This window comes from Vibrio sp. V12_P9A6T4 (assembly GCF_963874835.1).
In the GTDB taxonomy this organism is placed as follows: domain Bacteria; phylum Pseudomonadota; class Gammaproteobacteria; order Enterobacterales; family Vibrionaceae; genus Vibrio; species Vibrio anguillarum.
In genome coordinates, this window is the sequence record NZ_CAWNJO010000042.1 from 1 (window position 1) to 14500 (window position 14500).

9 protein-coding genes, 2 tRNA genes and 1 pseudogene are annotated in these 14500 nt (G+C 43.3%); 8 read left to right on the forward strand and 4 right to left on the reverse strand.

Translation table 11 applies throughout. The features are described from left to right. The first annotated feature begins 434 nt into the window (after positions 1–434). The 8 genes and pseudogenes from AACQ42_RS05675 to choV all read left to right on the forward strand — a co-directional run bounded on the left by AACQ42_RS05675 (position 435) and on the right by choV (position 10609). Positions 435–2582, forward strand: coding sequence for an AAA family ATPase (locus AACQ42_RS05675; protein ID WP_254918595.1), 2148 nt, complete (start codon positions 435–437; stop codon positions 2580–2582). A gap of 171 nt (positions 2583–2753) precedes the next feature. Next, positions 2754–3529: pseudogene (locus AACQ42_RS05680) on the forward strand (lipase family protein). Positions 3530–3745: 216 nt separating this feature from the next. Then, a complete protein-coding gene (gene betI, locus AACQ42_RS05685; RefSeq protein ID WP_017046103.1) occupies positions 3746–4339 on the forward strand; it encodes a transcriptional regulator BetI in 594 nt (197 codons plus the stop codon). 21 nt (positions 4340–4360) lie between these two features. Then, a complete protein-coding gene (betB, locus tag AACQ42_RS05690) occupies positions 4361–5821 on the forward strand; it encodes a betaine-aldehyde dehydrogenase (protein ID WP_088733435.1) in 1461 nt (486 codons plus the stop codon). A gap of 18 nt (positions 5822–5839) precedes the next feature. After that, on the forward strand, positions 5840–7540 hold the full coding sequence (gene betA / locus AACQ42_RS05695) for a choline dehydrogenase (protein ID WP_088733436.1): 1701 nt from the start codon (positions 5840–5842) through the stop codon (positions 7538–7540). A gap of 36 nt (positions 7541–7576) precedes the next feature. After that, complete coding sequence (locus AACQ42_RS05700) at positions 7577–8521, forward strand: choline ABC transporter substrate-binding protein (RefSeq protein ID WP_094166100.1); 945 nt, start codon at positions 7577–7579, stop codon at positions 8519–8521. A 49-nt stretch (positions 8522–8570) separates the two neighbouring features. Then, positions 8571–9419, forward strand: a complete 849-nt coding sequence (choW, locus tag AACQ42_RS05705) for a choline ABC transporter permease subunit (protein WP_017048787.1) — start codon at positions 8571–8573, stop codon at positions 9417–9419. Between the two features lie 2 nt (positions 9420–9421). Continuing rightward, positions 9422–10609 carry a choline ABC transporter ATP-binding protein gene (gene choV, locus AACQ42_RS05710; protein ID WP_094166101.1) on the forward strand — a complete coding sequence of 396 codons (1188 nt, stop codon included), beginning with the start codon at positions 9422–9424 and terminating at the stop codon, positions 10607–10609. A 133-nt stretch (positions 10610–10742) separates the two neighbouring features. Here the strand turns inward: choV and AACQ42_RS05715 are convergent. The 4 genes from AACQ42_RS05715 to AACQ42_RS05730 form a co-directional block, all read right to left on the reverse strand. Next, a tRNA-Cys gene (locus tag AACQ42_RS05715) sits at positions 10743–10816 on the reverse strand. A 37-nt stretch (positions 10817–10853) separates the two neighbouring features. Beyond that, positions 10854–10940 (reverse strand) — tRNA-Leu (locus tag AACQ42_RS05720). A 346-nt stretch (positions 10941–11286) separates the two neighbouring features. After that, on the reverse strand, positions 11287–12732 hold the full coding sequence (viaA, locus tag AACQ42_RS05725; RefSeq protein WP_019283198.1) for an ATPase RavA stimulator ViaA: 1446 nt from the start codon (positions 12730–12732) through the stop codon (positions 11287–11289). Positions 12733–12741: 9 nt separating this feature from the next. Then, positions 12742–14400: an ATPase RavA domain-containing protein gene (locus AACQ42_RS05730; protein WP_013867938.1), complete on the reverse strand. Its 1659-nt coding sequence runs from the start codon at positions 14398–14400 to the stop codon at positions 12742–12744. Between the last annotated feature and the right edge of the window lie 100 nt (positions 14401–14500).

Consider the following 14500-nt stretch of genomic DNA (forward strand, 5'->3'; position numbering starts at 1 on the left):
ATCGTAAATACTAGGGGCCGACAGGTATAGGAAAATAATTAATATAGTATGATCGCTTCTAATCAAACTTGATCATTTACAACAAAATTTGTCAGTTTTCCCTCTGTCAAGGCAGCAGAAGTTATTTAAACAACTTAAACACGCTCATTATGCTTTCGAGTAGAAGCTTATGACGAGGTGTTCCTCCTCTTTTAGGGGGAGGGAATTAATTTCGTGAGTATTGGGTATGCTATTTATGATGAGCGATATAGGTTGTTGGAATGTTTTTGTCCCATTCTGAGTTTCCACAAAAATCTTGCGAACTACCTTAGTAATAAATAGCCCTAATTTTCCTAATAGTAGGTAATGCAGCAAGCGGCTGATTTGAATGCAATGTTGGGATACGGAAGGGAAAGCACAGTTTTATCAGAATATCATCCCTAGAATTGCACTTTATGCAACTTACTGCTTTTGTGGTGAGCTTAGAGACTGATCTTTGTATGGAATTTAATATGCTAATAGACATAAGTAACTGTAATAACATTGACAGTGCCAGCTTAGAAATTAAAAAAGGTAAACTGAATATAAAATTTGCCCCAAACGGCACAGGCAAGAGTACTATAGCCAAAGCCTTAATCTCTAATAGTGATGCAGAAAAGCTCTCTGAGCTGATGCCCTTTAAACTAAGAACTGAAAATCCAGATAAGCTAAAGCCACAGGTGACAGTTACAGAAGAGTTGAACACGGTAATGTGTTTTAACGAAGATTATGTCAGTCAGTTTACATTCCAGTCAGATGAACTCTTAAGTAATAGCTTTGATATATTTATTCGCAATGAAGCATATATTGAGACTGAGAAAGAGATTGAAGATATTGTTAATAATATCAAAGTATTGTTCTTAGATAACATAGAATTAGACACGTTTATTGCAAACCTGAAGGAACTAGGAGCAGCTTTCAAGCTTACAAAAACCGGAATTTCAAAAGCCTCGACTGGTATGAAAGGTTTGTCTTCTGGAAATAAGATTGAACATATTCCTGCTGGTTTAGAAGTATATAAACCGTTTATTAGAAGCACTAGTAACGTAAACTGGATTGATTGGCAGACTAAGGGACAAAAAGAGTTTTCAGAAATATCAAATTGTTGCCCATTTTGCTCTAGCGACACTCAAGAAAAAAAAGAGCAGATAGAAAAAGTTGGGAAGGAATATGATAAAACAGTCATCAAAAACCTCGTTGGCATAATCGCTGTCATAGAAAAGCTAGGAGACTATCTTTCAAATGATACTAAAGAAAAGCTAGCGGTAATAACCTCTCTACCCGATGGTTTGGGTAAGGAGCACGAACAATTCTTAAGTGATATAAAAAACCAAATTGATAACCTTCTTGAAAAGCTTGAACTACTAAAAAAACTCAATGGATTCGATTTTAAACAAGGTGAAAAAGTTAACGAAAAGTTAAGTAATTACAAGTTAGATTTGCAATTTTTCGCCATTATCGACTCAAAAAAGACTCAAGTGGCAATTGCCTCAATTAATAATTCCATTGATAACGTCAGTAAACAGGCGGGTAAGCTTCAAGGTAAAATCAATATGCAGCGGGCAGGAATGCAAAAACTCATTAGTAAGCATCAAACAGATATAAACGACTTCTTGTCTTACGCTGGGTATAAGTATTCAGTCGAAATTTCTGGTGAGGATGACAAATCACAGTTAAAACTTCGACATATAGATTACAATGATTTTGTTAGTAGAGGTGATCAACACTTAAGTTTTGGTGAAAGGAATGCCTTCGCAATAGTCTTATTTATGTATGAATGTTTAGCTAAAAAACCAGACTTAATTGTATTGGATGATCCCATTTCATCTTTTGATAAAAATAAGAAGTACGCAATATTAGAGATGTTGTTCCGTAGGAAGTCAAAAGAATGCTTACAAGGTGACACTGTCCTGATGCTAACGCATGATGTTGAGCCAATTATCGATACTGTCAAAGCTGTTTCTGATCAGTTTAATAATACAGTAGGGGCATCTTTCTTAAAGTTCACTCAAGGGAAATTATACGAGCAATCAATAACAAAGGCTGATATCAAAACTTTTTCTCAGATCTGTAGTGGAGTCATAGATAAAGAGTGTGATGTCATCCTTAAGCTCATTTATCTTCGAAGACATTATGAAATCTTGGATGACAAAGAAGATGTTTATCAAGTGCTTTCGAACTTGTTCCATCTAAGAAAGGTTCCTGTTGATAAAAGGGAACCTATCGTTGGTGAAGAGTATCCTGAAATGGATGCACAGAAATTTGATTTAGGCTGCTCAACTATTGCAAGTAGAATCACTGATTTTGACTATGCTGTCACTTTGGAACGTTTGAAAAATCAAGCTTCTTTAAAAGAAATTTATAAGGGGTGTGGCAACGGTTATGAAAAGCTGCAAGTATTTAGGCTGTTTAATATGGATGTTAAAAACTCTGTCATACGTAAATTTATTAATGAGACTTACCATATTGAGAATGAGTACATCTGTCAGCTTGATCCCAGTGAGTTCGACCTCATACCTGAGTATGTCAGGATAGAATGCGATAAATATTTAGAAATAGAGTGAATTAAGGTTCTACCCCTCCCCTTGAAGGGGAGGGAATTTTGATATTCTGTCCTTCGCATCTTTATGGCTGACTGCATTTAAATACAAATACTCCCCCACCCTAAACTGCATCATTCATAAAGTGTTCACATTCAATCGCTACGTTAGCTCAATATCTTCGAGAGCTGTCATGTGAAACCACTTAAACGCTATCAATACGAACGCTATGCCGTGCTGTGCAACCTTGCTTATCCCAGAGTGTTTAGGCAGACACGTTACGGTTTTGACCCGAACGGTCAGCACATCATCCGTAACCAGTTTGGTAAAGTCATGATTCGAGTGCTGTGGAGTAAAAACCAAGAAGAGGCGGTGGTCGTCATCAAAGGTTCGCACAGTGTCGGTACTTTGCAATGTGGACACGCAGTTGCAAACACTTAGGATTGGATTACCGTATTCATGCGGGCTTTTACCATCTCCTGCATCAAGAGAGCCTGCCAACGCGCAACGAAGATAAACTCGGCTTATCGGTTTTACAGCGGCTGGAAGCCGTCGTTGTTCCTCTGATCGAGAGCGGCAAACGAATTGCCATCACTGGTCACTCTTCGGGTGGGGCTATTGGGTGTATCTTTGCTGACTACATCGAAAAGAAATACCCAAAATGCATCAAACGCATTGTGACATTCGGCCAACCCGCGATTGGTAATTGGCGTTTTCGTCAACGCTACGCGCTTAGTCACAAAACCTATCGTATCTGTTGTGACCTCGACATCGTCACCTTTATGCCACCCATTCCTTTAATTTATTGGCATGTGGGTAAATTGCTGTGGCTTTACAATGGGCGTATTTACGAAAACACACCAACGTTCATTCGATTAGGCAGGTCTTTATTGAGCTGGCTAGTTCGCCCCTTCTCTTATCACCTCATGAGTAAATACATCCGCAATAAAGATTTCTTCGATGAACGATAGAAGCTAGCACCGAACAAAAAACACGGTGACTTCAAATATTTTTCACACTAAACAATTATGGAAAATTAATTGTAATCAATTGAATTAAAATAATATTTATTATTAACCATGCAAATTCAATGGCAATTATTACGCAAAAATAGATTTGAACTCTAAACATTATCATGGCATTTTATATTTAACTAATCGTTCAATATAAAATAATCAGGATGAATTATGCCAAAGGTAGGGATGCCAGACATACGCAAACCTCAACTTGTTGCCGCAACAATGACAGTCATTGAGCGCGTTGGATTACATGGCGCAAGCATCGCTTTAATCAGCAAAGAAGCGGGGGTCTCGACAGGGATTATCAATCACTACTTTGGCGGCAAGCATGGATTATTGGAAGAGACAATGCGTGTTGTTTTACGTGAGCTTTCAACCACCATCACTCAGCATTTAAACCAACTCCCAAAAGAGGCTCATTACGAACGCATTAATGCCATCGTAACCGGCAATTTCAAAGGGTTCCAAGCGGAAAACCAAGTTGTTAAAACATGGTTAGCGTTTTGGGCTTACTCCATGCACGACGCACAGTTAAATCGCCTGCAATACGTCAATGAACAGCGTTTACTTTCTCATCTTAAGATTGAACTCAAGCCGCTGCTCCCATCAGAACAAGTCAACCTCGTGGCTCATGGCATCGCGTCACTGATTGATGGCATTTGGCTACGCGGAGCATTAAACCCCAAAGGGATAGACCCTGCTCAAGCACATTCCATCATTAACGATTACCTCAATAAACAATTAGCGTTTTATGCGCAATAACAACTCACTTCAGGCCTTAAAATGGAAATACAATCGCTTTATATCAACGGAACGCTCCGATCTGCGACTTCAGGAGAACGTTTCGATACCTACAACCCAGCAACAGGTGAAGTGATAGCAAGATTGCAGCACGCCAGTGCCAATGACGTTGAACAAGCTATCACCTCAGCCAAGCAAGGATTCGCGATATGGTCAAGAATGACCGCGACAGAACGCAGCCGTATTTTGCTAAAAGCAGTAAAAATACTTAGAGAACGAAACGATGAACTTGCTGTACTTGAAGTTCTCGATACCGGTAAGCCGATTCAAGAAGCCAATTGCGTTGATATTGCTACTGGCGCAGACGTCATTGAGTACTTTGCAAACTTAGCCCCATCGCTTCAAGGCGAGCAACAGCCGCTCAATGAACATCAGTTTTTTTATACTCGCCGCGAGCCATTAGGCATCTGCGCGGGCATTGGCGCATGGAATTATCCGATTCAAATCGCGATGTGGAAATCAGCGCCAGCACTGGCTGCCGGCAATGTGATGATTTTCAAGCCCTCAGAGGAAACGCCATTAAGCGCATTAAAACTGGCAGAGATCTTCAGTGAAGCCGGAGTGCCAGACGGCGTCTTTAACGTGGTTCAAGGTGATTACCGCGTAGGTCAAATGCTGACGGCCCACCCAGATATTGCCAAAGTCTCTTTTACCGGTGAATCGGGTACCGGGAAAACCGTGATGGCAGACAGCGCTCGCAGCTTGAAGTCTGTCACTATGGAATTGGGCGGAAAGTCACCGCTCATTATTTTTGATGATGCCAAGCTTGATCAAGCCGTTTCCGCTGCCATGGTGGCAAACTTTTATACCCAAGGTGAAGTGTGTACCCATGGGACACGCGTTTTCGTGCACGACAGCCTCTACGATGCGTTTGTCGCTCAGCTTAAGCTGCGTACTGAACAATTAGTGATTGGCGATCCTATGAATATCAACACCCAGATTGGCGCGTTAATTTCCAAACCTCATTTAAACAAAGTGCTCACAGCGATTGAGCAAGCCAAAGCTAGCCAAGCAACTTTACTCACTGGCGGTTATCAAGTTACCGATAACGACCTAGATAAGGGCAACTTTGTTGCACCAACTGTTTTCATTGATTGCACTGATGACATGCCTCACGTGCAGCAAGAAATCTTTGGCCCTGTGATGTCAGTGCTTAAGTTTAGCGATGAAGACGAAGTGATCGCGCGCGCGAATGACACACAATATGGTTTAGCGGCAGGAGTGTTCACACAGAACCTTTCTCGTGCACACCGAGTAATTCACCAACTTCAAGCCGGGATCTGCTGGATAAATACCTGGGGAGACTCTCCAGCAGAAATGCCTGTCGGTGGTTATAAGCATTCTGGGATTGGCCGTGAAAATGGCATAGAAACCCTGAAGCACTATACCCAAACCAAAAGCATTTTAGTGGAGCTAGATGATTTTGCTAGCCCATATGCTTAATCGTCAAAGGAGCCTTCTATGTTAAATCACTTTGATTACATTATCGTCGGTGCGGGCTCAGCAGGTTGTGTTCTTGCCGATCGCTTAACCGAGTCTGGCGAGCATCAAGTTTTACTGCTCGAAGCTGGCGGAAGCGATAAAAGCATTTTTATTCAAATGCCAACCGCCCTTTCTTACCCGATGAACAGCGAAAAATACGCATGGCAATTTGAAACCGAATCAGAGCCCGATCTTGACGGGCGTCAGTTACATTGCCCACGGGGAAAAGTACTCGGTGGCAGCTCGTCTATTAATGGCATGGTATATGTTCGTGGTCACGCTTGCGATTTTGATGAATGGGAATCACTGGGCGCTAAAGGTTGGAATTATCAAAATTGTTTACCCTATTTTCGCCGCGCTGAATCTTGGATAGGTGGCGAGAACGCTTATCGTGGCGGCAATGGGCCCGTCGGTACTTGTAACGGTAACGACATGCAATTGAACCCACTTTATCAAGCCTTCATCGATGCGGGCAAAGAAGCCGGTTATCCAGAAACTGACGATTACAATGCTTATCAGCAGGAAGGTTTCGGGCCAATGCATATGACGGTAGATTCTGGAGTTCGCGCCTCAACGTCCAATGCCTATTTACGCCGCGCGATGAAGCGCCCGAACCTCACCGTAAAGACAGGAATTGTGACACATAAAATCTTGATTGAAGAGCAAAAGGCCATCGGCGTTGAGTTTGAAAAATCAGGCAAGATCCAACAAGCGTTTTGCTTGCGAGAAGTGATCTCAAGTGCTGGTTCTATTGGCTCTCCTCAACTTTTGCAACTTTCGGGTATTGGCCCTAAAGCGCTGATTGAACAAGTTGGTGTGAAACTGGAGCAAGACCTGCCTGGCGTGGGTCAAAACCTGCAAGATCACTTAGAGATCTATTTTCAATACCATTGTAAACAACCGATCACACTAAACAGTAAACTCGGTTTAATCAGCAAAGGGCTTATCGGCACTGAATGGATCTTAACTCGTAAAGGATTAGGGGCAACCAACCACTTCGAGTCGTGCGCGTTTATTCGCTCTCGCGCAGGGCTCAAATGGCCAAATATTCAATACCACTTTTTACCTGCTGCGATGCGGTACGACGGCCAAGCGGCCTTTGATGGTCACGGCTTCCAAGTTCATGTGGGGCCCAATAAGCCAGAAAGCCGAGGACAAGTACAAATTGTCTCTCGCGATCCAACGGTTTCACCCTCTATCGCATTTAATTACCTATCAACCGAACAAGATCGCCAAGATTGGCGCGATTGCATTCGTCTCACCCGCGAAATTCTAGCGCAACCAGCATTGGATAGTTATCGGGGCGAAGAAATTCAACCGGGTGAAGAGATCCAAAACGATGACGATATTGATTCATGGGTCAAACAGAATGTGGAAAGCGCTTATCACCCCTCTTGCAGCTGCAAAATGGGCGCAGATGACGACCCAATGGCCGTGGTGAATGAACAATGCCAAGTGCGCGGAATTCAAGCTTTACGCGTGGTGGATTCCTCGATATTCCCAAGCATTCCCAACGGGAACCTGAATGCGCCAACCATCATGGTCGCAGAGCGCGCCGCCGATCTTATTTTAGGCAAACCGCTATTAGCCAGTACTGAAGCTCCAGTATGGATTGCACCAGACTGGCAAACCAAACAAAGAATAAAACCACCAATGAGAAAGCCGGACGCTTACTCATAAAATTTATAAAGTCAGTCAAAAATACAAGGAAATAACATGTCTATTACTAAAAAAACCGTGCTCACACTTGCAATGACGACTCTGCTCAGCGCCAATGCTTACGCTAATCAGTGCGATACCGTGCGCTTTGCTGATGTAGGTTGGACAGATATCACCGCCACGACGGCAATAACCACAGAGTTGCTCAAAGGGTTAGGCTATCAGACAAAAATCGATTTGCTCTCAGTACCCGTGACCTACTCATCTATGGCGAACGGTGACATTGATGTATTCCTCGGTAACTGGATGCCAACCATGGAAGGCGATATTGCCAAATACCGTGAAGCTGGAACGGTTGAAACTCTGCGCGCTAACTTGGAAGGAGCAAAATACACACTCGCTGTGCCTAAGTACGTTTATGATGCCGGTGTCCAATCGTTTGCTGATATCGCTCAATTTTCAGATAAATTTCGCGGCAAAATCTATGGTATTGAACCGGGCAATGACGGTAATCGCTTGATCCAATCGATGGTTGATGAAAACGCTTTTGAGCTGAAAGATTTTAGCGTTGTTGAGTCAAGTGAAGCGGGCATGGTGTCACAAGTGGCACGCTCGGTACGTCGTAATCAGTGGATTGTGTTTCTAGGTTGGGCTCCGCACCCAATGAACAGCAATGTTGAAATGGAATACCTTGATGGCGGTGACGATTACTTTGGCCCAAACTACGGTGGTGCAAATGTCTACACCAATGTGCGTCAAAACTACCTAGCACAATGCCCAAATGTCGGTAATTTATTAAAAAACCTATCCTTCTCGCTTGAAATGGAAAACCAACTGATGGAATCCATTCTCAACCAAGGCGTGTTACCAGAACAAGCCGCTCGCCAATGGTTAGCCAAACATCCAGAAAGTATTGTTCCATGGCTAAAGAATGTAAAAACCAAAGCTGGAACACCTGCACAACAAGCTATCAGCAACTATTTAGCGCCATTTAAAGCATAAATTAATTTAAAGGAGGAGGTGAGCATTTCACCTTCCAAAAGGCTATACCGTGAATTTTATTACAGAGAACAAAATCCCCTTAGGTCGTTGGATGGAAAGTGGCGTTGACTGGCTGACCATCCATGCAGCCACATTTTTTGATACTGTTTCCTACTTACTTGAGACCATCATTTTATCTTTAGTTGATGTGTTTAAATGGATGCCCCCTGCCGTGCCGATTTTAGTCACCGCAGCCATTGCATGGTATCTACATCGTCAGATTTCATTGGTGGTATTTGTTATTGCTGCCCTACTGCTTATTCTAAACCTTGGCTACTGGCAAGAAATGCTGGAAACCTTTGTCTTGGTGTTTGCCGCGACAACGATTTCCGTATTAATTGGCGTACCATTGGGCATTATCGCCGCGCATCGACCATGGCTTTATACTCTGATGCGCCCAATTCTTGACTTAATGCAAACGGTACCAACCTTTGTTTACCTCATTCCAACGCTAGTTCTGTTCGGTTTGGGTATTGTTCCGGGGCTCATTTCGACCATTATCTTTGCCATCGCCGCCCCCATTCGCCTCACCTATCTTGGGATTACTAAAGTACCGGAAGAGTTAGTTGAAGCGGGTAAAGCATTCGGCTCTAGTCGTATGAACTTACTGCTCAAAGTGGAGTTGCCAGCAGCGCTACCCAGCATAATGGCAGGGATCACTCAGTGCATTATGTTATCACTCTCAATGGTTGTGATTGCCGCCTTAGTTGGTGCTGACGGCCTTGGCAAACCCGTGATTCGTGCACTCAACACCGTCAATATTTCTCAAGGTTTTGAAGCTGGTTTAGCCATCGTTTTAGTCGCCATCATTCTTGATCGTTTATGCAAAACCCCACATCAAAATAATAAGGACGCATAATCATGGATGCAATTACCATTAAAAACCTCGATGTTATCTTTGGTCAGAACCCAAATGAAGCACTGCAACGACTCGACGCGGGTGAATCTCGCCAAGAGATTATCGATGCCTGTGGTCAAGTCGTAGGGGTAGACAATGTCAGCCTTACTGTTAAAGAAGGCGAAATTTGCGTCTTGATGGGACTGTCTGGTTCAGGGAAATCGAGCTTGCTACGCGCGGTGAATGGCTTGAATACCATCAGCCGGGGATCATTAGAATTAAAAGATGGCAAACGCTTTGTTGACCTTGCCAGCTGTGATAAAGCAACGCTTCAGCATTTAAGAACAAATCGTGTCTCGATGGTGTTTCAAAAGTTTGCCCTTATGCCTTGGTTATCGGTTTTAGATAACGTGGCGTTTGGCTTAGAAATGCAAGGAATGAGTAAGAAAAAACGCCACCAACATGCTCGTGCTCAGCTCTCGATGGTTGGCCTTGCTGAATGGGAAGATAAATTCCCCCACGAACTTTCTGGCGGCATGCAGCAACGTGTCGGTTTAGCACGTGCTTTTGCAATGGACAGTGACATCCTGTTAATGGATGAACCGTTCTCAGCACTTGATCCGCTGATTCGTGCGCAACTGCAAGATGAGTTATTAGAGCTACAAAGCAAACTCAACAAGACGATCTTATTTGTTAGCCACGATTTAGATGAAGCACTAAAAATAGGTAATAACATCGCGATTATGGAGTCAGGTAAGCTGATTCAACACGGTAAGCCTGAAGAAATAGTCCTTACTCCCAAAACGGACTACGTCAAAGAGTTCGTGGCACACACTAACCCTCTTAACGTACTGAAAGGACGTTCGTTAATGCAGCCCATCGAACAGTTAAAGCAACAAGACGAACGTTGGCAGGTCTGCAAAAAACAGGATATTTGGGTCGCACAACATGATAAAACTCTGACACTATATGGAGCAACGTCGACCGCTCTTATCAACTGGGATACCCAAGTCAGCGATATGTCGAACATTGATTCATCGATGATGATCATTACAACACCTGATATTGATATGCGTAGCGCGATTGAGTTGAAACATCGAACTCAAAATCCGATTCTTCTGATGGAAAATAATCAGCTCGTCGGCGTCTTAAGCGACCAAGAAATTTACAGTGCCCTATTGGGAAATTATCAAACCGAAAAGGCGGCTTAACACTCACCTCTGTGCATTGCTGTCAATGTCATAGTTAACGCCATCATACCGATGGCGTTATTTTCTAAGCAGGCTGTTGATTCTTAATCACATAGATCAAAAAAAGACGCTAAAAAGCGTCTTTTTTTGTTTTTGGAGGCGCGACCCGGAGTCGAACCGAGGTCCACGGATTTGCAATCCGCTGCATAACCAGTCTGCCATCGCGCCTTTAATTTTTTGTTGCTCTTAATGAGCAAAGAATAGATGGTGCCCCGGGCCGGACTTGAACCGGCACGACTCGAAAGTCGAGGGATTTTAAATCCCTTGTGTCTACCAATTTCACCACCAGGGCACGCAATTCTGGATTGCGATGCCGTCAACTGAATCAGTTACACACCATCGAAAATTTTTTGAAGTACATTCGCTAGCTTTGTTATTAATAACATTTGGTTATTAACAACATTTGTTATTAAACATTGCTTTGCAGCTTCTAATAACTTTGCTCATCTTGCTGAGCAACTAACTCCTGACATTGTTCTTTTGGGCTTTTCCGTGAGAACGAGGCGTACTTTAACGGATTAAGAAAATGAGTCAACAATAAATTTTCCACTTATGAATCAAGTGACTAAGAATCGACCCGCAAAGGATAGAAGGCGAACAATTAGAGCAACAATCCATCAGTTTTTATCAAGTGATCGTTACCATTTTTTCATCAGTCGCCCGACGAGATTAGGATGGTATGCCCAGCAGTGATCAAACATCGCCATCAACTGTGGATTACCATAGCGAGACAAACTCACCGCATGGAAACGATTTTTTTGATGTTTTAAGGTCGCGATTTTTTCTAGCAGAGCTTCCGGCGGTTTAGGTGCGATGAAATCCGACAATACGACCAAATCTGCATTACGGTATTTGTCACTGTTCATCAGTTCAACCGATTGTTCTAGCACAGGGTCTAAATCCGTTCCGCCGTGAAATGAATAACTTAAAAAATCACTCGCTTCACGCAAGCCATCTTGCTTGGTCAGCTCATAGGTAATTTGCTGAGTAGAAAACAGCATCACGTAGCACTCGCGCCTCTCAGCAAGCGCGATCTGCATCAGAGCATAAGCCATCGCTTTTGCACACTGTTCTGGGAAACCACTCATGGAACCAGAAGCGTCCACACATACGATGAACGGCCCTTTTTCAATCTCAAACTGTTTGTGTTCTGGTTGGTACGCTTTGACTTTACGCAAGGTGCGAGACTTGCCTTGCATGCGATAGTTCATCAAGCGCTTATCCACTAAATGCTTGTAGAAAACCACCTCAAGTTCAGGATAGGCAAGAAACATGGTTTCGTTGGGCAGTAGCTTGTTCAGATCATCACTTTCGTGGATGCCGACGATGTCATCCGTCGCTTCGTCCGATTTCTCCTCCACCATTTGCAGCGCTTCGGCTGGAGTGCGGTTGAGATCCGGGTCATCTACTTCGCCAGCCATGCGCCCAAGCTGTTCCGCAATCTCTTGCAATCCTTTGTTCTTTTTCAAAAATTCCGCATGGCGTTTCATGACACTAATGTCTGTTTTACTGAGCTTCGCCGATGCCATATCCCACAAGCGACCGACGCTGCTTTCATCACCCGATTCCGTGACTTTATCCATGTTTTTCATGGTTTCCATACGCTGGTACAAATCGGCCAACACTTTTTCTTTGTTACTTTCAAGTTCGTTGATTTGCGCTTGTTTAATCGCATGGCAAAGGCTTTGATACCATTGGTCACAAAAGAAATGAGGGAACATGGGGTTATGCAACCCCTTGTTTTTTTCGATTAAACGACGTGCTTGGAGATAAAATGCTGAGTGCCATTCCAACTGTTTGATTATCTCGTTAATCCGGGTAAAGAAGGTCTCTTCATCCCAGTGAATTACTTCTTGGTATAATGTCAGCTCTTGTTGAAAACGCTCAGTTTCACACACTTTTGTAATGCGTTTTTTGACACTACCACGCCACTTAGTTAGGTGATTTTTAACTGAATTCGCCACGCCGCGGTTTTCAGCCATCATCATCACTTGCGAGCGCGCAAGCAAATCATTCACTGCCGTATCAATGATGCCCGAATCGGCAATCATTAACGCTAAATTTAAACCATCGGCACCAAGCATCTTCTCTCCTTACGCAAAAAACTGGTTTAGGTTTTTAAAACGAAGCACCGTTTTTTCGCATTCGGTATGAGTCGATTCAAGTAATTGCTGCAGATGCTGCAGCGTCGCTTCCATAGCGGTGGGCAGCTCCGGATCAATGAAGTTATGCGGCAAAGCGCCGTGAAACTTAGAACGTACTTTACGCAAATGGTGTTCGGCATGTTGCAACTGTGCAACGGCTTGATCCGCTTTCGTAAGCCACTCTTGATAAAGACTTTCGTCTAAACCTTGCTCAGTCACCAAACTCACCAACACCGAGCGATTAGCAATATCTTTCAGAACGAGGTTATTACCAGCATCTAAATCAAACCTTAAACGGCACAAATTGGTATTTTGATTCACATAACCATACACATCGCCATGCCCCTCTTTGATCGTTCTTTCAAGCTCGCTTTTAGGCACATAAACCCAGCGGCTATCGCCTTTTTCGGCCTCAGAGACGGACATATTGCTTTGCAGCAATACCAATTTGACCAAGTCATGAGCGGTGCCTACCTGATAGGTTTTTGCCGATTTGGTATCAAACTGATGCACTTGCTTTTTAATCAAACCGGATGATGTTTCCAACGAGAGCAACATGCCAAATTCAGACTCTAGCTCTTCTTGAATCTCAGCCAGCTCTTCACGACACACTACGATTTGATGTTCAACTTCTTGTTGGTCAAAAGCATGTTTCAACGCAAAGTCGCGGATAACGCGGCGCACAATATCGCGAGAATCGGGGCTATTCCAAAGACAATCTTGCAGCAGCAGTAAATCAAGCGGGTTGATTGAGTCGCGGCCATTAAAAAACGCACTCGCTTTGAGCAACTTCACCGCTTTTTTCCAACGGCGGTCTGAAACGTACATATCAATACTTGCCGCAGCGGGCTGGTTTTCAACGGCATGCTCTAGCATGTTTTTCAGCTCAAATAACTTTTCAAACACGTCATCTGTCAACAGTAAATCGTCAAGTTGTCGCTGCCATGAGTGGTACTCTTCATCGGTAATCGCAAGCCCTTCAGGGATGCGCGCTTCTTGTGGCGTACCGACGGTCAGCATCGATTTAAAATTCTGCTTATTTTGAATACGGTTGACAAACACACGCACTAACATGCGATCGTATAAGGCGTCTAAACCACTCTCTTCATCCGGTAATTCATTCGATGCCGAAACCAGAAGACGCATTGGTACACGTTCAATATCGCTGCCATTTTTGAAGGTCTTTTCATTCACTACCGTTAATAAGGTATTCAAAATGGCGGGGCCTGCTTTCCAAATTTCATCAAGAAAAACCACTTGTGCGGTAGGAAGATAGCCTTTGGTTAGGCGAACATAGCGCCCATTATCTTTTAATTCTTGAATGCTTAATGGACCAAATACCTCTTCTGGTGTTGAGAAACGCGTCATGAGGTATTCAAAATAACTGCTGTTATCGAAGGCTTGGATCAGACGTTTCGCAATCAAACTTTTTGCAATACCAGGAGGGCCGAGTAGGAAAACACTTTCCCCCGCTAAAGCAGCCAGTAGACAAAGTTTGATGGTGTCTTCACGCTCATAAACACCATCCGATAAAGCCTTAGCAAGCTTATTTATGCGCTCTGAAAGTAGCGCTTTTTGCGCATGAGATGCAGGAGTAAAATTGATCACTTAAGCGCTCCAAATGGTTTGTATACATAACTTTATACGACTGTTATTGTTTTGTTACAAATAGATTTTAGTATAAGCGCCCACTTATAGCAGATCTCTT